We start from the raw sequence: 25,338 nt of genomic DNA, 5'->3' as shown, positions 1-25,338 counted from the left end.
ATCATGACGCTGCCGGCGGGCACTATCGCTTCGCCCGCTTTGCAGGCAGCCGGCTGGTCGGCGCGCTCTATCTGGCGCCCGGCCCGGTCGCGGTGTCGCGTAGCTGGGTCGCGGAGCAGTTGGGCGCGGATCATGCCGATCGGCGCGGACGGCTGGCGATCGTGGCGGGGCGGCCGGGCGGCAATCACATCGACCGTGGCGCCGTCGTCTGCTCCTGTTTCGGGGTCGGCGCCAATCAGATCGCGGAAGCGGTGCGTGGCGGCTGCGCCAGCGTCGCGGCGATCGGCGCCGCTCTGGGCGCCGGCACCAATTGCGGCTCCTGCCGCGCCGAGATCAGAACCATTATCGACGCGCGCCGCCTGCAAGCGGCGGAGTGAAGGCGCGCCTGCCGTTGGATTTCCCGCGACGGGGATCGGTTCCGCCATGAAGGCAATTTCCGAAAGCCTGATCACCGCGCTTCCTTGACGCTTACCAGCCATTTACAGACGGTGGGCTACCAACATTCCAGTTCGATTCGCCGGGGACAAGGCATGAGCAAGGCTCTCACCTCATTTGCACTGGTCGCCGTGCTGACGGCTTTGCTGATGGCGCTGAGCCTGGCGGTAGCCAGGCATGGCTATCCCTATGGCGCAATCGGCGCCAAACGTCTGGACGACATTGCCGATGCCGGGATTTTCATCCCGCTTGCCGCGGTGTATTTTTTCAGTGCGCTGCTGATGATGATCCTGCCCATCAGGGCGGCCGGCATCGTTTTGACAAACGCCGCGGATGCCATCTTCTGGACGGTGATCGTGTTGTTCGCGACCATCATCGGCTGTCTCGCCGCCAGATGGGCTTTCGGCCAGGCTGGCGTCCTGACGGCGCTGCCGAACTGGCGCTTCCTGTTCGTGGCGGCCGTCGTGGCCTGCCATCTCTTCATGAATGAGCTGCGCCGCAATATCCTGCTGAGAAGCCTGTTCTTTGTCATCTTCGCCGCGGCGACGCTGGCCTGCCTGTTCTGGTCTTTCGCAGTGTGAGATATGCGCAGCATATGCCTGCCGAACAGCAGAACTTTACTGCACGGCGGCCTTGCGATGCGATGCCCGGTGGTCCAGATAGATGGCAACCGAACGGCTAGGAAGACTGTGACATGACCCTGTTTCGAAAGAACCTCATCGATGGCGAGTGGGTGGGCGAGCCCGGCTCCCGCAACATCAATCCATCCAACACCGGCGATGTCGTCGGCGAATATGCTTCCGCCGGCGCCGAGCAAGCCCGGCAAGCCATTGCGGCAGCGAAAGCGGCGTTTGCGGCATGGTCACGTTCCGGCCCTCTGGTGCGCCATGCAGTGTTGAGGAAGGCATCGGACGAGATCACTGCGCGCAAAGATGAAATCGGCCGGTCCCTGGCGCGCGAGGAAGGCAAGACGCTGGCCGAGGGCGTAGGCGAGACCATACGCGCCGCCCAGATCTTCGATTTCTTCGCTGGCGAAACGCTGCGCCTGGCGGGCGAACTGGTGCCGAGCGTGCGGCCGGGTGTCGGCGTCGAGATCACGCGTGAAGCGGTCGGCGTCGTCGGCATCATCACCCCATGGAATTTCCCGATCGCGATTCCCGCCTGGAAGATTGCTCCGGCGCTCGCCCACGGCAACACCATTGTTTTCAAGCCGGCCGAGCTGGTCCCGGAGAGCGCCTGGACCATTGTCGATATCCTGCACCGCGCCGGCCTGCCCAAGGGCGCGCTCAACCTCGTCATGGGCAAGGGGTCGGTGGTCGGCCAGGCCATGCTCGACAGCCCGGACCTCAATGCCATCACCTTCACCGGCTCGGTCGGCACCGGCAAGCGCGTGGCGGCGGCAAGCGTCGAGCATATGCGCAAGTTTCAGCTCGAAATGGGCGGCAAGAACCCGCTTGTCGTGCTCGACGATGCCGACCTGGCCGTTGCCGTCGACTGCGCGCTCAACGGCGCCTTCTTCTCGACCGGCCAGCGCTGCACGGCGTCGTCCCGGCTGATCGTCACCGACGCCATTCACGACCGCTTCGTCGAGGCGCTGAAGGACCGCATGGGCAAGCTGGTCGTCGGCGACGCCCTCGATGCGAAAACCCAGATCGGTCCGGTCGTCGACGACAGCCAGCTGAAACAGGACGAGGATTACATCGCCATCGGCCGCAAGGAAGGCGCCGATCTCGCTTTCGGCGGCGAACGGCTCGATCGCGAAACGCCCGGCTTCTACCTGCAGCCCGCGCTGTTCACCGGAGCCAGCAACGAGATGCGCATTTCACGCGAGGAGATTTTCGGACCTGTCGCCAGCGTCATCCGCGTCAAGGATTATGATGAGGCGCTCGCCGTGGCCAACGACACGCCTTTCGGGCTGACCTCGGGCATCTGCACGTCGAGCCTCAAGCACGCCACGCATTTCAAGCGCAATTCGGAGGCGGGCATGGTGATGGTCAACCTGCCGACGGCGGGCGTCGACTTCCATGTCCCCTTCGGTGGCCGCAAGGGATCGAGCTTTGGCCCGCGCGAACAAGGCCGCTACGCGGCGGAATTCTATACCACTGTGAAAACCGCCTATACATTTGCCGGCTAATCAAGTTCGGCAAGTATCACGCACGGATCAGGCAGGCCGGAAGACATTCAAAAATGCCGGCCCGACTTGGCTCGCCGCACAAGGTGCGGTAAGTGTATGGGATCGACATCCCGTCACCACGGAACATGCAGTATCTCGAGCTTGGGAAGGCCGACCGGCCTGATGCCCAGATCGTTGGCGAGGGCGCCAAAGCCCTCGGTTTCGATCAGGTCGCGATAGGGGATTTCCGGAAACCGCAGGCCGCCGCGATGCAATGCGGCATCGACAAGTAGCATGGTTGCGCCGACTCCATCGAGACCGATGCTTTCGAGATGCCTGACATCGCTCAGATGCAGCCGGGCCATCGAATAGGCAGGCGGCTGGTAAAGACCGCCGCGTATGTCGCGATAGTAGCGATAGTTCTTTTCGGGCTGGGTGGTGACGAAACTGTTCAGGTCGAAGCTGTCGCCGCCGGCGATCCTGACGCAGTTGGGAACGACGATGCGATGCCCGGCTGCGATCAATTGGTTGGCGACATCGCTCGGGAATCGCCAGACATCGATGTCGATCCACAGCACCCAGTCATCATCGGCATCCAGCCCGTGGTCGATCAAATGGTTGCGTATCCTGGCAAGGGCGCTCCGTCTTTCGCGCTGCTGCCGCGGTCTTGCCCGCTTGTCCCGGTCGAGGCTTGTGCCGAGATGCCTTTGCAGCAGGACGATGCCGCGGTAGCTGGCGGCAAGCGGCGCCGTTGCCGCCTTCAGCCTGTCCCAGCTGCCATCGGAACTGTCGCCTTCGCAAAAGACCAGCTTGATCCTGTTCTTGGGATAGTCGAGCCTTTGCAAGGCATCGAGAAAGGGCTGGATGTGGTCGGCCGCATCGCGAAGCGGCACCAGTACGGCAATGTTCGAGCCCGAAGGGCGCCCCGCTGAAAGCGCCGCCTGGCTTACGCCCGCTTTCGCCGCGGCCTCGTCAAGATGGGCGCCGCGTGTCAGATGGTGCCAGAACCGGTAAGCGTGATTGCGAACCTTGTCCCGCCACCGCGTCGCGGGCCTTGCCGTCCACCATGTGCCCGCCCAGTGATGGATCGACAGCGTCGGCGTGCCATCGCCGGCTTGCGTCTCCATCCGCCCGGCCGAGTCCATTGGCGCGAACAAGGCGTTCGGATGAATGGCGAAGGCCGTCTGGTCGCGATAGCCGAGCTGCGCGGAGGTCAGCACGCAAGGGCCGGTCGCGTCGAGCGCTTCCTTGGCATGGACCAATCCCGGCAACAGCGACAAAAGCTGCTGCCAGAAGGGGTGCCGGGGCGGGCTCGCCATCGTGCCGTTGAACAGCAGGTAGGGCAGCCCTCGAAACTTCGCCTGGACGAGTTCGTGCGAAGCCGGCTCGGTGCAGAGCACGATCCGATCCTCGCCCATGATCGGATCGAAAGGCGCCACGCATTCGCAGTCGATATCGGCGTAGACCCCGCCAAAATGGTAAAGCAGCAGGTAGCGTGCCGCATCGGCGCGCAGCACCCCGTGCGAATAGCTGCAGAAGGTCGGCAGGAAATCCGGATAATGTTCGGCGACGAACTCAAGCAACATCCGGTCGTTCCAGAACATAGTTGTCCAGCCGGGATGGTGCCGTTTCCAGCTCTCGACATGGCCCTGGAAGCGGGCAGGGACGCTGTCGGTCTTCCACGTCTGATGCAGGATGGTGGGGATCATCGGCAGCTCATCGATCGGCGGTTGGAAAGTGCGTCATCTGCCGGCATCGTCCAGACCAAATCCGGCGCTGACGGCATTGCGGATGGCTTGCGGGCCAAATCGGGACCACACGGCCTCATGCGCGCGGGCGCGCTGTCTCGCCATGCGCGCGCGGTCCAGGCAAAGCTCGATGGCCATGTCGGCAAGTCCTTTATCCGTATCCGAAAGAAGCACCTCTTCATGGTCGACCAGGTCCAGGCCCTCGACCGCCAGCGGCGTCGCGACCACCGGAATGCCCCAGGCCATCGCTTCGAGGATCTTGATGCGCGTGCCGCCACCCGCCGAAAGCGGGATGAGGCTGAGATGCGCGCGAGCCAGCAGCGGCGTGACATCGCCCGGATTCTCGACGAGGTCGACGCCTTGCAGCCCGCTCAGCGCCTTCACGGCCGGTTTGGGGTATCGGCCGGCAAGAACCAGTCTTGCCATCGGAAACCTTTCCTGGATGCGGGGCAGGATGGCGCGGGCAAGACGCCCGGCGGCATCGATGTTTGGCTGATATCCGAGATGGCCGATGAAGAGAATAACCGGAAAGCTTTCGGATGCTGCCTCCACCGGCAGGTCAACCGCAATGTCCTCAAAACGAGGGATGCCGTTCGGAACAATATCGATCGGCACCTCGCGCCGGGACAGTGCGGCCAGTTTATCGTGGTCGAGCCGCGAGCAGACCCAGGCCCTGTCGACGATGCCGAGCGCCTTTCTTTCGAGGCGCCTGACGCCATAGGGACCCGGCGACGATCTTGTCCCGTCAGCGTGGTGCAACTGCCCGGCCAGATCGGATTCGACATTGTGCATGTCGAGAATGAGCTGCCCCGCCAATGGCCGCAAGGGTCGGAGCAGCTTGAACAAGGCAATGCCCTCGACGACGATGCTGTCCGGTCCAAACGCTCGGATAATTGCCTCCAGACGCCTCAGCGCGACGCGCGGAGTTCGTTTCTCGGCGCCTGTTCTCCACCAGCCGATCGAGGCCGTGCGGGCCTCTCCCGCGAGCGTCAAGGCCTCCGTTCGAATGCGGGTGTCGGCCGGTTTCGACGGATCGGCCTGAGGCCGGATCGAGACAAGGCAGACCGGCCCTAGTTCCGCCGCAGCCATGGCGTTGCGATGGTTCCTTAAATCCGCGCCCGACACGGGCGGGAAGGCCGGATCGTAGCAGAGCACCAGCGTGCGCTGCTCCTTGCCACGGCGTGGGACGGGGGGAGAAGGCCATGTGCCAGGCACATGCCCTTGCATCAGGTTCCCGAAGTGGATGCGGGCGCTGTACTGCAAGGCCTTCCAGCTTTGACCGGATACTTTGTGGGCACGAACGGCGCGCATCATGGCCGCCGCGTCGGCGTACATTTTGTGTTTGATCAGCTGCCGTGAAATTCGCTGCGCTATCCAGGCTTTTCGCCACTGTAGGGCATTCCTGTCGACGCCCAGGCCCGTCAGCTTGTCCAGTTCGAGCGCTATGGCCAGAAAAGTCCGGCGCGGCGCAATGATGAAGCGCTGCGCCATTCTGGCTTCGTCGTGATGATAGAGCAGCACCGGTGCCGAAATCGTGGCTGCATCGTAGCGCGCGAGCACCGCGACCCAGTAGCATGTGTCTTCGTCGAGACCGATCGCCGAGGGAAAGCGGATGGCGGCTGTCGCCGCTGTCAAAATCAGCGCGCTTCCCATGGCGATCGGCCAGAGTTCGTTGCGAAGATATCGCCTGGCGTTTTCGGCTCTGTCGCTTGTATAGCCATGCGGCGCCTTGAGCTTGTCCGGCCGCCCGCGCGTGCGGCGGATGCTGGCCCCGATCGCCAGGCCTGCACCGGGATTGCGTTCAAGCGCATCGTGCAGCAGCGAAAGGCCTCCCCTGATCAACTCGTCGTCGGCGTCGAGGAAGAATATCGACTTACCCTTGGCTTGCGCGATGCCGACGTTACGCGCGGCGCCGGCACTGCCAAGCCGGACATTGACGACCTCAAGTGGCAATCCGTATCGTCGTGCGCTCTCGGTCGCTTTCGCCGCGGTCCGGTCGTCCGAACCGTCGTCGATCAGAAGGATTTCGCCGATCAGGTCTCTGTCGGGGATCAGACTAAGCAACGCGGCATCGATCGTTGCCGCGGCATTCCTTGCCGGAATGACGACCGTGACCTCCAATCGCGTTTCCCCGGGTCTGCTCACTGCCGCTCGAAGAAGCCGCGGTTCAGCATGCGGTCATAGTAGTGTTTGAGCGGCATGACCGGGCGCAATGAAAGACTGGCAAGGCTGTCAATCTGCTGAGGTTCGACATCGAAAGGCGACTGATTCTCCAACCAGCCGTAGGAGGAGCCGTCCTTGAGTAGCGAGGGGCTGCCCACCACGTAACCGCCAAGTGCCTTGACGTGGCCGATCCGGCGCATGCCGAAATGCAGGCTCGACGACACCATCGGTTCACGCGCCCTCAGATAGACATGAAAGCCCCTTGGGGATCTTGCCATCGGCGTGCGGCTGGCAATTTCACCATGTCGGCTCTGCCAGCCTTGATATGCGGCGGCGTTGTCGAAATCCAGGATCAGCAGGTTGGAGAACCCTCCCAATATGCCGACATTTCCGGTGAAATCGCAAAACCAGCGCTCGATATCCTCGCGGGTCGGCGGTTTCTGCGCCAGTTGAAATGTGATGGAACAGAAAGCGAGTTCCTTCAAATCCTTGCGTCGCGTCCGCAGATGCAGCGGATCATAGCCCATCGCCTCGAGGTCGAGATGCTTGCCGCCGGCACGAAGTGGCAGGCATATGTAACCCTGTGCCAGAAGCCGGACTGCATAGTCGGTTGTTATGTCAGGCGGCATCCGGCGTATTCCGCGGCCATGCGATTCACTTGGAACTTGTTTTGTCAGGGGAACTTCTTTAGCCGAATGGTGCTTTCGTCAAGCTCTGGCGGCCGCTCAGCATGTGCAAGCCACTATTGATCCTTGATCAGGCCGCTGTCGCCGCAAAAGCCATGGCCACTATTCGACATAACCAGGCGTTGGAGGACTCGCCGGTTGCGACAGCCAGCCACCGCTAAATCCGGCTTTTCGCAAGCCGAGACGCAGATGCGGGCTTGATCGCATCAGATCCCAGATCAAGCGTGAGCGGTGGTTTTCAATCATCAGCACGACGATGCCCTGATCCAGGCCATAGTGTCCTTCCGACACCCAGCCGCTCGGGCCGAAGCCTCGCCGGTTCGCCAGAGTCGGGTTGAAGCCGCTCGGCATCCTGAATTTGCCGATCACCTCGGGGTGGCATTCTGTGAGATGCCGCAGCGCCGGCAAGCAGATTTCCGGCGCGAAGGGCAGCGATGCGAGACAGGACCATGGCGCGATCGTCCCGTCGTCCGGGCCGAAGGGCACGCCACGCGCCGCGTAGGCGGAAAATCTGCGCGGCCGCTGCTCGATCCGCGCACGGAAGTTGCCGGGTCCATCACCCGCCGAAAGACCCCACAGCCCGTCGCCGTAGCCGCTGAAGCCATGGGGGTTTTGCCGCGCGTAATCGCGGTGAATGTAGGTCGCGCGTCGGCTGTTTTCGAAATAGTCCGAGCCCTTCTCCCGCATGAATGCGTCTTGAATGCCATCGAAGTCGATCCAGGCATGCGAGAACTGGTGCATGAACAGCGGGCCGCCATAAAGCACTTCGTAGCCATGGATATTCTCCCACTGATATGTCGCCGTCCATGCGCCGTAGCTGTCGTCCGAGGCCGGTCTGTTCGGGGAGGCCATCGCCAGGACATAGAGGATCGTCGCTTCGTTGTAGCCCTCCCAGTCAGAGTACAGAAAGCCACTCTTCGGCTTCCAGCCCTGCCGCAAGGTTGGACGGCGGCCTTGCGCCCAACGCCAATCGACGCGCCGGTAGAGCGCCTCGCTCAGTTCGCGGACTTCGACCTCGTCTTCGCCGTCGCCCTGGAAATAAGCCCCGGCCACCAGCACGCCGGCCATCAGCAGTGCCGTGTCCACCATCGATAGTTCGCAGCGCCAGGCACGCAGGCCGGTCCGCATGTCGAGGAAGTGATAGTAGAAGCCCTTGTGGCCGGTGACATCGTCGCCATTGCCTTGCCGGCTGTTCCAGAAGAAACGCAGTGCGGCAAGCGTCAGCTTCGCGGCGGCATCGCGTGTGACCCAGCCGCGCTCGACCCCGACCGGATAGCAGGACAGCGCGAAGCCGACGACAGCGATGCTTGCCGGCCAATTTGGCCGCGAGGTGTCGGCGACCAGCCCGTTCTGCGGATTAACGGTTTCCAGGAAATAGTCGAAGGCCGCGCGCTGGAAGCGGTCGAGCAAGTCCTCGTTGGGCAGGGAAGGTTCAATGTCGGGCAAATGAAGAGGACTCCGGTCGGGCAGCGCGGGGCCTGTCGGCAGGTCGCGTCCAGTCTGCCTCAATAGGTGGCCCGGCCGCCGGAAACGTCGAAGACGGCGGCGGTCGTGAACGAGCATTCCTCGGAAGCGATCCATGAGATCAGCGCGGCCACCTCCTCGACCTCGCCAAAGCGCGCCATCGGTATTTTCGACAGCATGAAGTCGATATGCTCTTGGCTCATCTGCTGGAAAATCGCCGTGCGCACGGCGGCCGGCGTGACGCAGTTCACCGTCACCTTGGTCTTGGCCAGTTCCTTGCCGAGCGACTTGGTCATGCCGATCACCGCCGCCTTCGATGTGCTGTAGGCCGACGCGTTGGGGTTCCCTTCCTTGCCGGCGATCGAGGCGATGTTGACGATCCTGCCGTAATTGCGTTCCAGCATGTGCGGGACCAGCGCCCTGTTGCAGTAGAAGACGCCGTTGATGTTGATGTCGACAACCTGGCGCCAGTCATCGGTGGAATACTCCCACATCGTCATGTTCGGTCCGGTGATGGCGGCGCTGGTGACCAGGATATCGACCGCGCCAAGCGCCTCGATCGTCTGCCGGGCGGCGCCTTCGACCGCTGCGGGATCGGCGACGTCGACTGTCACGCCGTGCAGGTTCGCAACGACAGTGCTGGCCCGCTCGATCTGGGCGGGATCGCGATCCCAGATAGAAACGCGCCCGCCCTCGTCAACGATCCTTTGCGCCACGGCGAGGCCGATGCCGGAAGCGCCGCCGGTGATCACGGCCGAGCGTCCGGCAAACCGTCCCCTGAAACTCATCGGCATGTGATCTTCCTCCCAATCGGCGGCGAATGTGAAGTCAACGGCAGAGAAGTTCAAGCTGGAATGCAGCGCACGGATCGGACAGGGCAGGCCGCCGGCCGGGCTGCTCGATAGCAGCCAATGTCTTTTGGGTGACAGATGGCGGAGGTTGGGCTATATTGCACTGCACAATGGAAATGCCCTCAGGGGCGCGGCGGCGAATCGGCGCCAACTGCGTGGAGTTGCATGATCGGGAATCCGCTACCGAGATGAAGATTCCGAAATCTTTGTTGATCGACCCGGAGAAGAACTCGGTCTACGGCGCATTTGCCGTTGCCGTTTCCGTCTGGGCATTTTCCTATTCCAGCATTTTTGGCCAGATCCTGATCCTGGCCTACTACGCGGTCTGGCTGCCTCTTATCCTGGTGGACTACCGGCGGCTGCTGCGGGGCGTCTCCAGTGCCTGGCTTCCGCTGATTTTTGCGTTCTATGTCTGTTTCTCGGTGTTCTGGTCGGATGCCCCTGGCATCACGGCGAGGACTGCGGTCCAGTATTGTTCCCATATCGCCTGCGCCTATATCGCCGCGCGCACCGTCAGCGTTCGGACGTTGACGATTGGTGCCCTGATCGGGATTTTTTTCGTCCTGCTCTATTCGCTCGCGGTCGGCGGTTATTCCTATGACGGACTCGACGGAACATACAATTTCGTCGGCGCGTTCAGCTCCAAGAACCAGCTCGGCTTTGTCGCGTCTCTCGGCATCTACTTTTGCGTTGTCTATCTGGTCTTTCTCAGACGCGGCCGGCTGAGCCTGTTCCTGGCGGTGCCGGTCGTCGTTCTGTCAACCTATCTGCTGGTCGCTGCACATTCGGCCACCTCAACGGCCTCCGTACCGGCGGTTCTCGCTCTGGTGGCTCTGCTTACCATGTCCAAGACGCTTTCGCTCCGCTATCGACGGGTGATTTTCCTGGTCGGCGCCTGCGGACTGGTCACGGCCGCGCTGGTTGCCGTGAATGCGGGCCTTCTGGATTTCGTCCTTGGCCTCTTTGGCAAGGATTCCACGCTCACCGGTCGGACCTATCTGTGGCAGCAGGGCTGGAATTCCGCGCAGCGATCGCCGATCCTCGGCGTCGGCTACGCGGCCTATTGGGTGCAGGGTTTCGCCGAGGCCGAGCGGCTCTGGAACGAATTCTACATCACCACCCGCAGCGGCTTCCACTTCCACAACACCTATATCGAAGCCCTCGTCGAGCTTGGTTATATCGGCGCGACGCTGATTTCGCTGATCATCCTGCGCACGCTGTGGGGCCACATATCGGCGTTGATATTCAGGACATGGCAGGCCGAGTCGGTGATTCTTGCCGGCGTGATGGTGCTTCTGGTCATCCGCTCCTTCGTCGAGATCGATACCTTCAACCCCTATATCACGGGTTCTTTCCTCCTCTATTACAGCTACTTCAAGCTGGTGAAGGTGCCTATTGCCCGTCCCCGGTGGACCGCGGCCAACCTCGCGGAACCAAAAACCGCAGGGGGCTAATGCATGTCGCGCAGGGTGATCGCGGATCCCAGCTCCAACTACGCTGTGCCCCCCGATTTAAACGGAGACAGGATTATTGAAGACGCCGCCTATCGATCAGGCCCGAAGGAGTTAGGAGCGTCGCGTTCGACCGGCCTCGTGCGACGCGCCCTAGATTCTTGTTTTATGCATGTCGTTATCGCAAAACCGCTGCACACTTTTGCGCAACATGCATGAGCGGCATCAGCGCGCTTCCGGCGGAGCAAAGGCCGAAATATTCCACCTGGACATTGCTGAAATAGCGGCGAGCCAACGCGAAGTCTGACGTTAGCAAAGGATGTTCATCAGCGGTGCGGATGAGAGGTGTCTGCCTTCTGTGTAGGCATTCAGGAGAGAATTGTCCCATCGGCTCGTAGAAGGACGCCACGCCGTTTTCGGCTTCAGGACGCGACCAAACCCCCCGGGATTTAAGTCTCAGACCATTATTGGATAGCCATTGGCGCCAGTTTCACCTTGATCACGTCTCCGGGCAGCACAGGCGTGTCTTCGCTGGCGGTGATTTCGCTGGTCTTGCCGTCGACCACCCGCACCAGGCCAAACGACAATGTTGGCTCTTCGCCGTCGCGATAGCGTTGCAACGCCGGGTTCCCCGACATGGCTTCGGACATCAGGCCTGTTTGCATGTTCATCTTGAGCATTGTTTCGCTGAGATCGGCTTCCGTCTGCTGCCGGTCGGCGGCCAGGCCCGCATTCTGGGTGTTTTCCAGATCGATGGCGTCCTGGGTGGCCTTGCTGATCGCCTGCTTGGCGGTGAGGATGGCAGTGTCGTAGTCCAGGATCTGGCCTTCCAGGTCGGCGATCGTCTGTTGTGAATTCAGGAGCCGCGTGTTGACGACCAGGCCCTTTTGCGCCAGCGAGCCGATGCCGTTCAGCTGTTCCTTTGCCAGGTCGACCTGCCGCTGCTGGTTGACGATCTTCTTCTGCAGCGATTCGATCTCGCTCTGCAGCAACGCCTTCAGGTCGTCGAGCGCCTGCAAGCGCAGCTTGAGCTTCTTTTGGTCGGCCGTCAGGATCGCCATTTCGTCGGCGACGATGCTGGGAAGCTTTGGATCGTCGGCCACCTCCTTCGGCACGTCGAACGCCGACTTGTCCGCGATCTCCGCTTCGATGCGCGCGCGCCTGACGATCAGTCGGACCCGCTGGTCTTGGAGAACGTCAAAATCGCCCTTGGCATTGATCATGTCGCGATCGTACCGCTGTCCTTCGGGGCTCCGTCGGACACCGCCGGCGATGCTCATCGCCCTCAGGACGGTCAGGTCCGGGACGTAAGGATACTGGCCGGGCGTCTGGACCTCCCCGGAAATATAGAACGGCCTGTACTGCGCCATTTCGACGGAGGCTTCCGGCCGGTCCGCCAAAGCGAGCTTGCGCTGGAGCGCCTGGCCGATCGCGGCTGCGATCTCGGCCGTGGTCTTGCCGGATGCGGGCATTTCACCGACGAACGGCACCGACAATGTTCCGGCGGGGCCAACCGTGTACTCTCCGTTGACGGCTGACCAGTCGCGGAACGTGCCCTCGACCGTCTGCCATTCGGCGACGCGGATGGTCAGCTTGTCTTGTGATCCGAGGCGGTACTCGTCGGCGGCGGCAAATTGGGGAACGGCAATCGCCAGCGAGAGGCACATGGCCATAAGCCACTTCCGCCGCATGCGATTCGCAAGAATGCCGGCGTGGGAGATCTCGAAGATATCTGTTTTCAACTGAACGTGTTCCGATCCGCTTTGGCCCCGCCCATTTAGCTTGCTGCAGAATACTTGCCGTCTAGACAGGCTCGCCTCTTTATGCGGGCAAGCCCGGTCAGTAGCAGCCTCGCGACATCCAGACCGCAGGAACGGTCTTGATGATGATGCGAATGTCCTCGAACAGCGACCAATTCTCGACATAGTGGCGGTCGAAGGCGACACGGCTGTCATAGGAGACATCGTTGCGCCCGCTGACTTGCCACAGCCCGGTCAGACCGGGGCGCGATTTCAGGTAGTAAACGGCCGAATTGCCATAGATCTCAAGTTCGTCACGCACCACGGGGCGCGGTCCGACAAGGCTCATATCACCCTGGAGTATGTTGATGATCTGCGGCAGTTCATCGAGGCTGAGCTTCCTCAGCACGGCGCCGACACGCGTCACGCGCGGATCGTCCTTCAGCTTGCGGGTGGCTATCCATTCGGCCTTGGCGTCCGGATTGGCGGCAAGATGTGCGGCCAGCACCCGTTCGCCGTCCTGAACCATGGTGCGGAACTTGAGGCAGGGGAAAATCCGTCCTCCCCGTCCGATTCGGCTGTGACCATAAAAGATCGGCCCGCCGTCGGAAAATTTGACGAGCAACGCGACCATCAAAAACAATGGGCTGAGAGCAATCAGCCCAATCACAGAACCGGCGATATCGAAGCTGCGCTTGATGAGACCGCCGATTGGTGGCGGAAAATCGATGCCGGCCTTCGAAAAATCCGCATTGGCCGGCTTGGCGATGTCCCTCATTCTTTAGTCTCCATACGTGGAACGGATGGTTCGGTGCACGATACCAAAAAAATGGTGCAGCGCAACACACAATTTCCCGCCGGCCTGAAATAATCGCGTCATGAATTGACTAAATAATAAACTGATCCTGCACAAAATTTGCCCTTTGTGGCGTGTGTGTGACATATTATAGGCAACTTTGAAAAAACTAGTGCTTTTTTGAGACCGATTTCGGGCGACTCGCTCGTTATGCGGCAGTTGAGAGCATCAGGGGGTCTTGGAGGTACGAAATATAGATGGATTTTAGCGTAAAATACTAATCAATATTGGGGACCTTACTGAAGGGAACTCATATCCGGTCGCTGGCGTTGATACCTATGTGTGCGTCGCAGCATGGCAGAGTCGATCTGGTCAGCTCATTCAAATTTATTTGTGGTTGGCCTTGCCGGATATTGCACGCACCAATAGAATTGCAATTGGTTTCTGTCGGAGTACGGACAGGGTGGAAAGGCCGGAAGCAACCGGCCGAAAAGCGGGCACTTTGATAAGCCCGCATGGCGAAGGGAGGCTCGGGGTGGGTCAATCATCGATTTATGCCCGAGCAGATTTGACAGGCTTTGGGGTATGTCGTTACCAAAATTCATCGTCGGCATGATTTTCGCCCTGGCGATCGTGGTCGCCTGGTCCTATTTGGGTGGCGCCTCGTTCAGTACGACGCTTTTTCGCGTTATCGGCTGCGCCATTGTCATTCAACTGGGCTACTTTCTGCTGGTCTTCGTCATGATTGCCAGAAACGCCCCGACGCCGGCTGACAAAATTCGCGACGCTGAACGAAAACTGGGTTCGGCCGACGCGGCCGATGGCGAGAAGTTCAGCGCCAGGCGAAGCCTGCGCTGAGAGCTGGTCCACGCTGATTCGGCGCTAGGACATATGGTCCCTGCCGGCTACGTTGACAGCATTCAAACAGCATTTATCTGACGAACGGATGTGACCGAGCTCCGGTTGGCTTGATTCACAACGGTCACCGGCGGTCTGTACAGCAACGCCCGCTATCCGTGGGTGCTAGCTCCTCGCCGATTTGCGCCCGAAAGGAAAGACTGGACGGCGCGAATGATTTTGGCGATGCTTGCTTCGCATTTGCAGCATAGCGCTTGCAGCATAAGCGTCGGCCGACGCATTTCGAACTCCGGCAGCGATGAGCCGGGCATTCGACGACTGTGCCGGCCGTTGGGAAGGGGAAGGAAATTCGGAGCCGACTGTGCAATCGAAAGGCCAAGCCATGACAGGATCCCAGGTCTGCGTGATCATCGCCGCCCGCAACGCAGCACGGACAATCCCGGCCGCCATCGCATCGGCTTTGCGCGAACCGGAGGTGGCGGAAGTCGTCGTCGTCGACGACGCCTCCACCGACGACACAGCCAAGGTCGCTCAGGCGGCCGATGATGGCAGTGGCCGGCTTTGCATCATCCGCTTCGACGTCAACCAGGGCCCTTCCTTCGCCCGCAACGCCGCGATAGCAAGGTCCAAATCGCCGTTCATCAGCATTCTGGACGCCGACGATTTCTTTCTCACGGGCAGGTTTGGCGAATTGTTCGCTGGCGCCGACTGGGATTTCGCCGCCGACAACATCATGTTGATCCGCGACGATGCGGCGACCGATGTCTCGAAAATCGTCGCCCCGCGGTTTTCGGCCGATCCCGAGTTTCTCGATTTCGAGCGCTTCATTGAGGGCAACATTTCCAGGCGCCGTGTGCAGAGGGGTGAACTGGGCTTCCTCAAACCGGTGATCAGCCGTGCCTTCCTCGATCGGCATGGGCTGCGCTACGACGAAAACCTGCGCCTGGGCGAAGACTACGAGCTCTACGCGCGCGCGGTCGCATGCGGGGCGCGGTTCAAGGTCATCAGATCCTGTGGCTATGGGGCGATCGTTCGCGCCGATTCGCTGAGTGGCCGGCACAGGACCCAGGATCTCAAACGCCTGGCCGATGCGGATCTGGCGCTGCTGGCGATCGACACTTTGCCGGAAGGTTCGAAAGCCGTGCTCAGAAGGCACGAGCGGCATGTGCGCGACAAATACCGGCTACGGAATTTCCTCGACGTGAAGGCGGAGCAGGGCCTGGCATCGGCAGCGCGCTATGCGCTGGCCAGTCAGTCCAATCTTGTCCCCATCGTTCGCGGTGTGGCTGCCGACAAGCTGGAGGCGCTGTTCCGCCACATCGGCTTCTCAAAGCACCGGCATGTGCCGCCTCGGCGCTTTCTGATGACTGCAACCAGCGCGGCCAGCGAGAGGTAAGCGGTTCGAGCAGAGCTTGCCTCTCATGCCATCAGCGTCTTACCGCGCCGTCCCGGCCGGATTCGCGAGTTTCGGTCTGATGCTTGCCGCCCGGTGGCGCAGCCATTCGTGCGTATAAATTACATAAAAACAAAGGCTTAACGAGAATCCAGTGGATTTCTTCAGGTGCGACACGCTTTAGGTGGTTGCCTACTCGCTCCTGGGATGGCACTGTATGTTGCGGTGCAGCAATTCTGGTTGGCCGATTGAAACGGCCCCAAATATCTCCCTGTGAGAGGAGCATATGGCTTCGATATTCGGCTTCAGATCAAGGAATCCGGCCCGCGACAGGCAGACCGACGTTGCGCGTCTGGATCGCCTGGCAAAGCTGTTCGACCAGATCGCCGCCGAGGTCGAAGCGGAAAAGAGCGGACTTGAGAGCCGCTACCGGACAAAGGCCACCAACGCGGCCTTCCTGGTCGAGGCGATGGAGAATGGAGCGGCGTCCTCCAGCAGTTCGGCGGAAGTCAGTGAATTGACAAGGTCGATCCTGAATTGCGAGCGCCGGATCGCAGCGCTCACCCGTCAAAACGAATTGATGAAGGACATCCGTCATTCGCTGGATGAAATCTTCGACCAGAGCGCCCAGCATGGCTCCACTACCAAGGCCGCTCTGGCCAAGCCGGCTGCCGGCGCGCGCTGAAAGCCAGGATCCTGGCCGACGTCGCGGGCAACAGGCTGACGCTGGAGCAAGAGGCCAGGCACGGGGCTGGACGAAGGGTCAAGATTAGCTTGTTTCATCACGGTTCGAACATCGACTTTGGGTTGGGGGCGCACAGCACAAAGGTGATTTTGGTATGAGCGCGTATCCGAAAAGCACGTCGACCCCGAAAACTGGCATCCCAATAACCGGCGGCCCATCAACCGGCCGAATGCCGTTCCTGCGCTGGATCAGGCAAGGGAGACGGCTATCCTCGATTGGGGCGTTTGTGCTGGTCGCTCTCGGCGGCCTGATTGCAGGCCCGGCCCCATCCCGTGCCCAAGATATCCAAAGCGCACCGTCATTCGTCGATGATTTCAGCAAATTCGACCGTTCACGCTGGTATATTGCCGACGGTTGGAGCAATGGCGATTTTCAAAACTGCATCTGGTCCAAGAACCTGGTCAAGCTTTCCGACGGCGTGCTGGCCCTCGGCTTCGAGAAGCGCAAGCTGAAGGACCGCGACTTCGCCTGCGCCGAAATCCAGACCAAGCAACGCTTCGGCTATGGCACCTATGAGGCGCGCATGAAGACGGACACCGGATCCGGCCTCAATGCGGCCTTCTTTTCCTATATCGGTCCCTCCGACAAGCAGCCATGGGATGAAATCGATTTCGAGATCCTGACCAAGGATACGTCCAAGGTGCAGGTCAACGCCTACATCGCCGGCAAGGGCAAGAACGAGAAGCTGGTCGATGTCGAGGGCGGCGCCGACAAGGCCTTCAACGATTATGCCTTCGTCTGGGAGAAGGACAGGCTGCGCTGGTACGTCAATGGCAAGCTTGTGAACACGATTACCGATCCGGCAAAGCTTCCCACCCATGCGCAAAAGATATTCTTCAGCTTTTGGGGCAGCGATACGATGAAAGGCTGGATGGGACCATTCTCGGATCCCGGCCGCAAGCTCACCATGCAAGTGGATCGCGTCGCATTTACCGCACTGGGCCAGCCGTGCCAGTTTCCGGAATCGCTGGTATGCAGCATAACGAACTAGTCGTGAAATCACGCCCTGGAAAAACGCATCTGAACCGGCCGGACCGAAGACAGTCCGAAGCCTTGAACAGGAATGAAACCGAATGAATCTGACGGTCTTTGGAATTGGCTATGTCGGTCTCGTGCAGGCGGCGGTGCTCGCGGAAGTCGGCCATCAGGTGGTGTGCGTCGACGTCGACGCGAAAAAGGTCGAACGGCTCAATCAGGGCCTCATTCCGATTTACGAGCCCGGCCTCGAAAACCTGGTCAAGGAAAACCATGCGGCCGGCCGCATCAAGTTCACCACCGACGCCGTCGCCGCGGTCAAGCATGGCGAGATCCAGATGATCGCCGTCGGCACGCCTCCGGGCGAGGATGGTTCGGCCGACCTCAAATATGTGCTGGCCGTTGCCGAGACTATCGGCCGGGAGATGGACGCACCCAAGATCGTCGTCGGCAAGTCGACCGTGCCGGTCGGCACCTGCGAAAAAGTCAAGGCCAGGATCGCGGCCACGCTGAAGGCGCGCGGTCGCGAGGATCTCGCATTCGACGTCGCCTCCAATCCGGAGTTCCTTAAGGAGGGCTCCGCCGTGGCCGACTGCATGAAGCCCGACCGCATCATCGTCGGCACCGGCAGCGAGAGCACCGAGGCGGTGATGCGCGAGCTTTACGCCCCGTTCAACCGCAACCACGAGAAGATGATCGTGATGGACGTGCGCAGCGCCGAGTTCACCAAATACGCGGCCAACTGCATGCTGGCGACCAAGATCAGCTTCATGAACGAAATGGCCAATCTGGCCGAGGAGCTCGGCGCCGACATTGAGGAGGTCCGCAAGGGCATCGGCAGCGATCCGCGCATCGGCTACCACTTCATCTACCCGGGCCTCGGCTATGGCGGCTCGTGCTTCCCCAAGGATGTGCGCGCCCTGATCAAGACCGCCGAAGGCGTCAAATTCGATGCTAAACTGCTGCGCGCGGTCGAGGAGCGCAACAACGCGCAGAAGTCGGTTTTGTTCGACAAGGTGAACCGCTATTTCAAGGGCAATCTCAAAGGTAAGACCTTCGCGCTGTGGGGCCTGGCCTTCAAGCCCAACACCGACGACATGCGCGAGGCCCCGGCGCGTGTCCTGATGGAAGCGCTCTGGAAGGCCGGCGCAAAGGTGCAGGCCTACGATCCCGAGGCGATGCAGGAATGCCAGCACATCTACGGGCTGCGCGACGACCTGCTTCTGTGCGGAACCAAGGAGGCAGCGCTGCGCGGTGCCGACGCGCTCCTGATCGCCACCGAGTGGAAGAGCTTCCGCGCCCCGTCCTTCGACGCGATGAAGGATGCGCTGACGACGCCGATCATCTTCGATGGCCGCAACCTCTACGATCCCAAGGTCATCGCTCGCCACGGCATCGAATACCACTCGATCGGTAGGATGGCGGCATGAGGCAATTTCCCCGGGAAATTGCGCAAAAACAATGAGATGGACCGGTTCGGCGTTTCCCTGAAACGATGAACCTCTCTAGGCGTCCTGGCGCATCTCGAGATTGGCGAATGGGTTGGTGCATGGATGCCAGCCGGTAAACCGGATCGGGTCGTTTGGCGAACTGCGCCAGGCGTAGTCGGTCAGCATATGGAATTCGGCGATCACCCAACGGTCGAAATGCCTGAGATCCTGCTTCTTCTCTTCGGGCAGCAGCTGGCGCGCGGCTCCCAGTTTCAGCTCCTCAAGCAGAGTGACGGCATCGCCCAGCTTTTCGTTCGGAAATATCCACGGATTGCGGTTCCGAAATTCCAGGACGAATTGCTGCAGATGTTCGATGCGCATGTTGAGCTTGCCGAAGTATTTTTCGAGTGTGACCCGCACCAGGTCCTCCTCCGAAAGCGAGGAAACGGCGGCGTAGGCGATACCTGACGAAGCAACCCCGCCGGCCAGGATGGCCAGCGCCGCGCGTCGCGAAACCTCGATCATCTGGCGTCTCCTTTCATGCTATACGGCTCGCCGCCCGCAAGGAGAGGGCAGCCGCGGTCAGGCTTGGGTTGACGCATGAGCAGCTTGGATAGGTGCTGGTGCCGACGACAACCAGGTTCCGCAGCTGATGGTGGATCATGTCGCTGTCGACGACCGAATCCGCCGGGCTCGAGCCCATCCGCAACGTGCCCTGGACATGCGACTCGGTTGGCCGGATGCCGCGATCGAAAATCTGTTCGACCGGCAATGGCGCGAGAAGCGCTGGCAATTTCTCCAGCGCCCGCGCCATGCCTTCGACGGCATAGTTCGACGGTGCCTTGAAACTGACGAATGCGTTGTCGGCCTTGTCGAGGGTGACAAAGTTTTCGGGATCGAGCAGATTCTCGGTCACGATGACAAGAGGAAGCGTCTGGCGGATACGCCCCTTTTCCGGGCGCATCCCGTGCTGCCAGCGGTTTTCGAAATAGACGAGGGCTGCCGCATGCTGTGACCTGTGGGGGCCGTCATAGAGGCCGAAATTCAAGCCGGTGGTGATGGTGCTGCCGCCAAAATTGTCGACACCGTCGAGATAGGCTTCGAAATTCCATCCGTAGGATTCGTGCAGGCCGCGGCCGACGAATTCGCCCGACAGGCCGGAGCGCAACATGATCGCCGGGCTCTGGATGGCATTGGCGCCGAGAATGAAAAGATCGCCGGTGACCTGGTATTCCTTGCCGTCGTGCATGAATGTGACCGAACGGACCGATCCTCCGACCTGCTCGAGACGACGCACCTCGGCGCCGAGGCAGACCGAAACGTCGGGATGCTCGAAGACATGCATCAGGCCATTGTTGACGGTGAATTTTGCGTCGACCGGGCATAGGCCGCATCGCAAATTGGCACAGCACGCGGTTCGCTGCGCCGTCGGTACACGCGCCCGCGCCGTCGGCATGACAAAGTGCTGGTCCGGCTGCGCCGCCTTCATCATCCGGTCCGGCGTCGACATGTTATGTGGCGGCTGCGGAAACGGCCTGGAGCGGGGCATCATCGCCGCCATGTCGGGATCGCCGGAGATCGACATGACGTCTTCCGCATCGCAGTAGAACGGCTCCAGCTCGTCATAGTCCAGCGGCCAGTCGTTGCCGATGCCGTAAAGGCTTTTCAGCCTGAAGTCGTTCGGATGGAAGCGTGGCGTCTGCGCGAACCAGCAATTCGTGCCGCCGCCCAATCCGATTGTGTAGTTCCAAGGCTTGTCGGAATTGGTCTTGTAGGTCGTCTCATCGTCGATGTCGGTGTTGGCGTTCCGGTCGAGTTGCCATTCATGGGTGTTATGCCGGCCCCATTCCAGAACCAGAATGCGGGCCTTTCGCCGCTTCGCGAACCCATGCAGGAAGAAGGCCGAACCGAAACCGGAACCGATGGCGACGAGATCGAAATGGTCGTTGGCGATTTTGTCCGGCCTGACGTCCAGCACCATTAGATAAAACCCTTTCTTGGGACAAGCGCGTTCATCACGGCCTCGTGCCACTCCTTCGTGCCGCGCCGGTTCGCGTCGCGACGCGCATCAGGCCCCTATGCAGCTTTTCGTGAAGGCTGTTGTGTGGCCTTGTCGAGCAGCGAGAAGAAAGTCGCGAACTGGCGCTCGGGATTAAGGGCGGGGCGCTCGGAGAATGTCCGCGCGGCCGCCGAGAGCCGTGCATATTCCCGGCTGTCGTTCCACAACAGCCGGATCGCAGCCACCCAGTCGGCGAGCGGAGCCTCGTAGTCCAGCACCATGCCGCCGGCGCCGATCGCTTCGGGTAGGCCGCCGCGGCGCGAGCCGACAACCGGGATGCCGCTGCAATGGGCTTCCGATGCCACCCGGCCCCAGGCCTCTTCCCATTTGCTCGGGGCAAGCAGGATCTTCGTGCGGCCATAAACCGTCTTCATGTCGCTGGTGCGGCTCTCCAGCGTGACATTGCCGAGCGGCGCGATCGTCTGCTCGATGCGTGCCCGATGATCGTCGTCGAGCTTCCAGCTTTCGACGAACAGGAACGGGATTTCGGAACATGCCTCGGCAATGCGCACCGCAAGCTCGAAGCCCTTTTCCTCATAGGGGTTGATCAGTGTGACGAATTCGCCAGTCGTCGGCGTGGAGTAGAATGCCGGATTGATGGTCGGCGGGATGACCGTCGAATCGATGTCGAACCTTTCCTTGTAGGTGCGCGCCGTGAATTCGGAATTGGCGATGTAGTGCGCCGAATGCAGCTCGCGCAGGTCGCCCCCCAATTCATGGAACTCGACATTCCTGAGATAGACGACCAGCGGCACGCCCTCGGCCTGCAGCGCCTTGCCGATCGGAACCGACTTGTGGCATTGGACCACGGCGACGTCGGGCTTCAATTTCTCGACGGCAAAGCGCGCGGCCTCCCAAGGGAACCAGGCGCGCACCACGGGATAGCCGGGATAGCTGTCGATGACCGCGCGCTGCCTCAGAAGCTTCATCTTGGCGCGCGCCTTGAGCCCGAAAACGCCCTGGCCGAACAGGGCGGCAAGCACCGACGCCTCATGCCCATGCTCGAGCAACTGCTCGGCCAGATGATGGGTGCTGGACTGGACACCGCCGCTGAATTGCGGCGTGTACCCATTGCCGCCTGCAAAAAGGATTTTCATGGGACAGGGCTCCTTGTCGCATCTCGCATTTCGGTGAGGTCAGGCCGGACGTTTGACGCGGTTCTTGAGCGTCTCGTAGCCGCGTTCGCCAAGCAGCGTGCGCGCGACATTCTTGATGGCCGTTTTGCGTCCGTCAGGCGAATTGATCTGCCGCAATCTGGCCGGGAGATTGCGCGCGCTCTGCCCGAGTGCCGGCAGCGACAGCGCATCGGGATAGCTTACCAGATGTGTCTCCACGCACAGCACCGGTTTGCCGGATAGGCTGGCGATCTTGAGCGCCTGCGGATGCTCGCTTTCGATGAACAGGATGGCATCGGACTTGCGATAGAAATCGGCCTTGAAACTGCCATGCACGCCAAGCCGCTGCCGTTCCGCCTTGCTCGGCAGGTCGAGCATGATCAGGTGATCATATTGGATGTCGTGCTTGGCAAGCCATGCTTCGGTAAGCTTGCGGTATTTCTCGAGCCGGCTGGTGACGAGCCAACCGATCTTGCGGGTCGGGCAGTGGAGCGGCAGCGCTTCGCTCAAGAATTTCTCGTAGGCCGGCCCGTCGTCGTTTTCGGCTTCGGTCGGATCCAGGCAAAGCACGCCGTCAATGTCGACGCAGCTTTGGGCGAGGAATTTGTGGTGCATGAAGTTCCACTGGAACATCCGTGGATGCGGCACCACTTCGAAGACGAGATCGGTTTCCTGGTATTGCGGCACCAGGCCGAATACCGCAGCATAGGTGAAATCCGCCTTGATGCCGGCGGCTTCTATCCGGCTGCGTGCGTCGCGCATGGCCGCGCCGCCGCTGACGCTGTCGTCGATCACCAGCACCTTGCGCATTTCGGAAGCCTTGCGGTCGAGCGCGGCACGGCGTTTGGTGACGCCCGAAGTATAGATCTTGCCGGCGAGGAAACTGTCCAGGTCGGTCATCGGGATGTTCGCCGTCAGGCTGACCAGCGTTGCGGCAAGGATACCGCTGCGGGGAACGCCGACCACCAGGTCGATGTCGCGCGGCAGCCGGCGAAGGTTCCTGACAATGGCATCGTTCATGTCGGAGATCGATCGGTAGTGCATGGATTAGACCCGGTCCTCGTATGAATGTCCGTACATGTTACTTCGCCTCGCTTGGTGCAGCCGCGGGCACCCGTGCCGGCAAGAGCTTCAAGGCCTCGCGCAATGCCTCGCGGCCGGAAGCGAATGCCACCGCGATCACGATGGTGATCATGTAGGCCAGCACCGCAGCACTCGCCATGGCGACGATGTGCTGCCCGGGCAGCAGCGGCTTGGCGAACCAGATGGCGGCAAGCGCCAGATGCGCGCCAAGCACGAAGGGCGTTGCCGCGCGCAGCACATGGCTTGCCCTGAGCGGCCCGGTCTTGCCGATATAGAGCCACAGGAAGGGTGTTCTCAGATACTCGCTGGCCGCATAGGCGATCGCCACGCCGAGCGCGCCATAGGGCAGGCCTATGATGAAGGCCAGCACCGAGGTCAAGGCTGTGATGATACCCCAGCGCATGAAATCGCCTGAGCGGCCCTGGCTGACGAAAAGCCATCCCGCCGGATTGTTGAGCGGCTGCAGCAGCCCGGCAAAACCGAGCGCCAGGAAGATATCGGAGCTCTGCCGCCACTGTTCGCCAAGCACGAAGGGGATGAGCACGTCGGACATGGCGGTGGCGAAGGCAACGCCGGGAAGCGCCACCAGCAAGATCAGCGGCATGACGCGAAGATAGGCGCTGCGGTAGCGGTCCGGTTCGTCCTTCAGCCTGGAAAGGGCAGGCACCATCACCTTCGACAACGGATTGGTGATCTGGCTCAACGGAAACAGCAGCAGCTTGTAGGCGCGGTCGTAAAGCCCGAGCTGCGCCTCGCCCCAGTATTTTCCGATCAGCACATTGTCGAGGTTGCGGGCGAAGAAATTGGCGAAATTGAACCCGGTGATGCCGGCGCCGAAATTGATCAGCGCGCTGATGCCGTCTACCTTGCGCGGCAGGCTGGGTCGCCAGCGCGAGCTCGCCCAGAAGCAAAGCGTCGGCAGCACGGCGCCTGTCAGCGTGCCGGCAAAAAGCGCCCAGTAGGAACGGTCGATGAACGTCCAGGCGATCGAGACGGCAAGGCCGGCGATGGCGCTCGCGACATCAATGACGGCGAGGCGAACGAATTGCATGCGCCGCGTCAGCAGCGCCAGGTGCTGGGCGCCAAGGCCGTAGGCGATGATCTGCAGCCCCAATGCGGCCACCAGACCCGCCACCCGCGGTTCGCCGTAGAACGCCGCGACCAGGGGTGCGGCACCGGCAAGCACGCAGGCGAGCAACGTGCTGACCGCGACATTGATCCAGAAGAGGTAGTTGACCTCCTCATGCCTGATTCCACTTTTCTGGATTGTCGCCTGGGTCAGACCGAAATCCTGGAACAGCGCGATGAAGGCGAGCACCGGCGCGCACATCGCCACGACGCCGAAGTCCTGCGGCGACAAAAGCCGCGACAGGACGATGACGGAGACGATCTGCGTCGCAACACGCACCGATTGTGCCAAGGCCGTGACGATAGCGCCACGTCCGACCGATCTGCGAAGAGAACCCTCTGGCGGATCGAATGCATTGGCTTGCAAATTCAGGATCCCTGATCTTGTGCCGGCCCGGTCACCAAACTACGGCAATATTTTTGCAGTGCAACAAAAAACGTGGATTTCTGCTACGTCGCACCAAAAATGTTGCGATGCAGCAAAAGCTGTACTAACTTCCTCGCGGGCGGGCCAACAGCGGTCGAATTTTCATGCTGCATGTCTTGTACTTGGTACACGACGTCTCCGACCCGGCGGTACGCCGGCGTATCATAATGCTCAAGGCAGGCGGCGCTGAGGTTACTTTGGCGGGTTTCCGTCGGTCCGTGAGCCCGATTGCCGACGTCGAGGGATTGCGGCCGATCGACCTTGGCGCGACGCGCGATGGCCGATTCGGTCAGCGTCTGGCTGCGGTTGCGAGGGCGGCGGCTTCCATCGGCTCGAGACTTGGTTCGATACCCAGGCCCGACCTGATCATCGCGCGCAATCTGGAAATGCTGGCGCTTGCCCGGCGCGCCCGGTCGGCGTTCCAGGCATCGGTGCCGATCGTCTATGAGTGTCTCGACATCCATCGCCTACTGCTTCGCGACGACTTTCTGGGCAAGGCGATGCGCGGCACGGAGCGCTATCTGGCCAGGGACGTCAAACTCCTGGTGACGAGTTCGCCGGCCTTCATTGCCAATTATTTCAAGCCGTTCGGGCAGGTCGCGGCGCCGGTAGAGCTGCTCGAGAACAAATATTTCGAGACTGCCGCTATGTCACCGGACGATGGTATGGCGGCAGAGAA

At 61.2% G+C, this 25,338-nt stretch carries 22 protein-coding genes; 10 read left to right on the top strand and 12 right to left on the bottom strand.

The features are described 5' to 3' along the window. The 3 genes from CN311_RS26950 to CN311_RS26940 form a co-directional block, all read left to right on the top strand. Positions 1-377 (top strand): (2Fe-2S)-binding protein (locus tag CN311_RS26950; RefSeq protein ID WP_208866580.1); only part of this gene is annotated, 377 nt, incomplete at its 5' end. Between the two features lie 153 nt (positions 378-530). After that, positions 531-1,016 carry a hypothetical protein gene (locus CN311_RS26945; protein ID WP_097576686.1) on the top strand — a complete coding sequence of 162 codons (486 nt, stop codon included), beginning with the start codon at positions 531-533 and terminating at the stop codon, positions 1,014-1,016. Positions 1,017-1,129: 113 nt separating this feature from the next. Next, positions 1,130-2,569, top strand: coding sequence for an aldehyde dehydrogenase family protein (locus CN311_RS26940; protein ID WP_097576685.1), 1,440 nt, complete (start codon positions 1,130-1,132; stop codon positions 2,567-2,569). Between the two features lie 113 nt (positions 2,570-2,682). Here the strand turns inward: CN311_RS26940 and CN311_RS26935 are convergent, their stop codons facing one another. From CN311_RS26935 to CN311_RS26915, 5 genes are all read right to left on the bottom strand, one after another. Next, positions 2,683-4,257: a glycosyltransferase gene (locus tag CN311_RS26935; RefSeq protein ID WP_097576684.1), complete on the bottom strand. Its 1,575-nt coding sequence runs from the start codon at positions 4,255-4,257 to the stop codon at positions 2,683-2,685. Positions 4,258-4,290: 33 nt separating this feature from the next. After that, positions 4,291-6,417 carry a glycosyltransferase gene (locus CN311_RS26930; protein ID WP_245440967.1) on the bottom strand — a complete coding sequence of 709 codons (2,127 nt, stop codon included), beginning with the start codon at positions 6,415-6,417 and terminating at the stop codon, positions 4,291-4,293. 20 nt (positions 6,418-6,437) lie between these two features. Then, on the bottom strand, positions 6,438-7,088 hold the full coding sequence (locus tag CN311_RS26925) for a bifunctional DNA primase/polymerase (protein ID WP_097576682.1): 651 nt from the start codon (positions 7,086-7,088) through the stop codon (positions 6,438-6,440). 159 nt (positions 7,089-7,247) lie between these two features. Further along, complete coding sequence (locus tag CN311_RS26920; protein WP_245440966.1) at positions 7,248-8,591, bottom strand: glucoamylase family protein; 1,344 nt, start codon at positions 8,589-8,591, stop codon at positions 7,248-7,250. Positions 8,592-8,650: 59 nt separating this feature from the next. Continuing rightward, positions 8,651-9,403, bottom strand: coding sequence for an SDR family NAD(P)-dependent oxidoreductase (locus tag CN311_RS26915; RefSeq protein ID WP_097576689.1), 753 nt, complete (start codon positions 9,401-9,403; stop codon positions 8,651-8,653). A gap of 245 nt (positions 9,404-9,648) precedes the next feature. On the opposite strand from CN311_RS26915, the gene CN311_RS26910 reads away from it, so the two are divergent. Beyond that, complete coding sequence (locus CN311_RS26910) at positions 9,649-10,914, top strand: O-antigen ligase family protein (RefSeq protein ID WP_097576680.1); 1,266 nt, start codon at positions 9,649-9,651, stop codon at positions 10,912-10,914. A 461-nt stretch (positions 10,915-11,375) separates the two neighbouring features. Here the strand turns inward: CN311_RS26910 and CN311_RS26900 are convergent, their stop codons facing one another. Both CN311_RS26900 and CN311_RS26895 read right to left on the bottom strand, forming a co-directional pair. Further along, positions 11,376-12,584: a polysaccharide biosynthesis/export family protein gene (locus tag CN311_RS26900; RefSeq protein WP_097576688.1), complete on the bottom strand. Its 1,209-nt coding sequence runs from the start codon at positions 12,582-12,584 to the stop codon at positions 11,376-11,378. A 166-nt stretch (positions 12,585-12,750) separates the two neighbouring features. Then, the gene (locus tag CN311_RS26895; RefSeq protein ID WP_097576679.1) at positions 12,751-13,428 is read right to left on the bottom strand and encodes a sugar transferase; all 678 of its coding nucleotides are present in this window, start codon (positions 13,426-13,428) and stop codon (positions 12,751-12,753) included. 603 nt (positions 13,429-14,031) lie between these two features. Between CN311_RS26895 and CN311_RS26890 the strand changes: the two genes are divergently transcribed. From CN311_RS26890 to CN311_RS26870, 5 genes are all read left to right on the top strand, one after another. Beyond that, positions 14,032-14,304 carry an exopolysaccharide production repressor exox gene (locus CN311_RS26890; RefSeq protein ID WP_097576678.1) on the top strand — a complete coding sequence of 91 codons (273 nt, stop codon included), beginning with the start codon at positions 14,032-14,034 and terminating at the stop codon, positions 14,302-14,304. Positions 14,305-14,686: 382 nt separating this feature from the next. Beyond that, entirely contained in the window at positions 14,687-15,700 is a 1,014-nt protein-coding gene (locus CN311_RS26885) for a glycosyltransferase family 2 protein (protein WP_097576687.1), read from the top strand. 283 nt (positions 15,701-15,983) lie between these two features. Then, positions 15,984-16,382 carry a single stranded DNA-binding domain-containing protein gene (locus tag CN311_RS26880; protein ID WP_097576677.1) on the top strand — a complete coding sequence of 133 codons (399 nt, stop codon included), beginning with the start codon at positions 15,984-15,986 and terminating at the stop codon, positions 16,380-16,382. A 154-nt stretch (positions 16,383-16,536) separates the two neighbouring features. Continuing rightward, positions 16,537-17,433, top strand: coding sequence for an endo-1,3-1,4-beta-glycanase ExoK (exoK, locus tag CN311_RS26875; RefSeq protein ID WP_425351100.1), 897 nt, complete (start codon positions 16,537-16,539; stop codon positions 17,431-17,433). Between the two features lie 82 nt (positions 17,434-17,515). Then, a complete protein-coding gene (locus tag CN311_RS26870) occupies positions 17,516-18,847 on the top strand; it encodes a UDP-glucose dehydrogenase family protein (protein ID WP_097576675.1) in 1,332 nt (443 codons plus the stop codon). A 75-nt stretch (positions 18,848-18,922) separates the two neighbouring features. Here the strand turns inward: CN311_RS26870 and CN311_RS26865 are convergent, their stop codons facing one another. The 5 genes from CN311_RS26865 to CN311_RS26845 form a co-directional block, all read right to left on the bottom strand. Further along, positions 18,923-19,372 (bottom strand): hypothetical protein, encoded by a 450-nt coding sequence (locus CN311_RS26865; RefSeq protein ID WP_097576674.1) that lies wholly within the window; start codon positions 19,370-19,372, stop codon positions 18,923-18,925. A 13-nt stretch (positions 19,373-19,385) separates the two neighbouring features. Beyond that, positions 19,386-20,828: a GMC oxidoreductase gene (locus CN311_RS26860; RefSeq protein WP_097576673.1), complete on the bottom strand. Its 1,443-nt coding sequence runs from the start codon at positions 20,826-20,828 to the stop codon at positions 19,386-19,388. Positions 20,829-20,923: 95 nt separating this feature from the next. Continuing rightward, positions 20,924-22,003 (bottom strand): glycosyltransferase, encoded by a 1,080-nt coding sequence (locus CN311_RS26855; RefSeq protein WP_097576672.1) that lies wholly within the window; start codon positions 22,001-22,003, stop codon positions 20,924-20,926. A 39-nt stretch (positions 22,004-22,042) separates the two neighbouring features. After that, positions 22,043-23,065: a phosphoribosyltransferase gene (locus CN311_RS26850; RefSeq protein WP_097576671.1), complete on the bottom strand. Its 1,023-nt coding sequence runs from the start codon at positions 23,063-23,065 to the stop codon at positions 22,043-22,045. Positions 23,066-23,102: 37 nt separating this feature from the next. After that, complete coding sequence (locus CN311_RS26845) at positions 23,103-24,599, bottom strand: lipopolysaccharide biosynthesis protein (RefSeq protein ID WP_097576670.1); 1,497 nt, start codon at positions 24,597-24,599, stop codon at positions 23,103-23,105. A 164-nt stretch (positions 24,600-24,763) separates the two neighbouring features. Here CN311_RS26845 and CN311_RS26840 point away from each other — a divergent pair. Continuing rightward, positions 24,764-25,338 (top strand): glycosyltransferase family 4 protein (locus CN311_RS26840; protein ID WP_165779865.1); only part of this gene is annotated, 575 nt, incomplete at its 3' end.

This window comes from Mesorhizobium sanjuanii, from assembly GCF_002529485.1.
Taxonomy (GTDB): Bacteria; Pseudomonadota; Alphaproteobacteria; order Rhizobiales; family Rhizobiaceae; genus Mesorhizobium; species Mesorhizobium sanjuanii.
This window is presented reverse-complemented; position numbering and strand designations above follow the sequence as displayed.

What these genes read in the sequence shown, in the direction of transcription:
- CN311_RS26945 (WP_097576686.1), top strand. Translation starts at nt 531, where the DNA reads ATGAGCAAGGCTCTCACCTCATTTGCACTGGTCGCCGTGCTGACGGCT.
- CN311_RS26940 (WP_097576685.1), top strand. Translation starts at nt 1,130, where the DNA reads ATGACCCTGTTTCGAAAGAACCTCATCGATGGCGAGTGGGTGGGCGAG.
- CN311_RS26935 (WP_097576684.1), bottom strand. Translation starts at nt 4,257, where the DNA reads ATGATCCCCACCATCCTGCATCAGACGTGGAAGACCGACAGCGTCCCT.
- CN311_RS26925 (WP_097576682.1), bottom strand. Translation starts at nt 7,088, where the DNA reads ATGCCGCCTGACATAACAACCGACTATGCAGTCCGGCTTCTGGCACAG.
- CN311_RS26915 (WP_097576689.1), bottom strand. Translation starts at nt 9,403, where the DNA reads ATGCCGATGAGTTTCAGGGGACGGTTTGCCGGACGCTCGGCCGTGATC.
- CN311_RS26910 (WP_097576680.1), top strand. Translation starts at nt 9,649, where the DNA reads ATGAAGATTCCGAAATCTTTGTTGATCGACCCGGAGAAGAACTCGGTC.
- CN311_RS26900 (WP_097576688.1), bottom strand. Translation starts at nt 12,584, where the DNA reads ATGGCCATGTGCCTCTCGCTGGCGATTGCCGTTCCCCAATTTGCCGCC.
- CN311_RS26895 (WP_097576679.1), bottom strand. Translation starts at nt 13,428, where the DNA reads ATGAGGGACATCGCCAAGCCGGCCAATGCGGATTTTTCGAAGGCCGGC.
- CN311_RS26890 (WP_097576678.1), top strand. Translation starts at nt 14,032, where the DNA reads ATGTCGTTACCAAAATTCATCGTCGGCATGATTTTCGCCCTGGCGATC.
- CN311_RS26885 (WP_097576687.1), top strand. Translation starts at nt 14,687, where the DNA reads ATGACAGGATCCCAGGTCTGCGTGATCATCGCCGCCCGCAACGCAGCA.
- CN311_RS26880 (WP_097576677.1), top strand. Translation starts at nt 15,984, where the DNA reads ATGGCTTCGATATTCGGCTTCAGATCAAGGAATCCGGCCCGCGACAGG.
- exoK (WP_425351100.1), top strand. Translation starts at nt 16,537, where the DNA reads ATGAGCGCGTATCCGAAAAGCACGTCGACCCCGAAAACTGGCATCCCA.
- CN311_RS26870 (WP_097576675.1), top strand. Translation starts at nt 17,516, where the DNA reads ATGAATCTGACGGTCTTTGGAATTGGCTATGTCGGTCTCGTGCAGGCG.
- CN311_RS26865 (WP_097576674.1), bottom strand. Translation starts at nt 19,372, where the DNA reads ATGATCGAGGTTTCGCGACGCGCGGCGCTGGCCATCCTGGCCGGCGGG.
- CN311_RS26860 (WP_097576673.1), bottom strand. Translation starts at nt 20,828, where the DNA reads ATGGTGCTGGACGTCAGGCCGGACAAAATCGCCAACGACCATTTCGAT.
- CN311_RS26855 (WP_097576672.1), bottom strand. Translation starts at nt 22,003, where the DNA reads ATGAAAATCCTTTTTGCAGGCGGCAATGGGTACACGCCGCAATTCAGC.
- CN311_RS26850 (WP_097576671.1), bottom strand. Translation starts at nt 23,065, where the DNA reads ATGCACTACCGATCGATCTCCGACATGAACGATGCCATTGTCAGGAAC.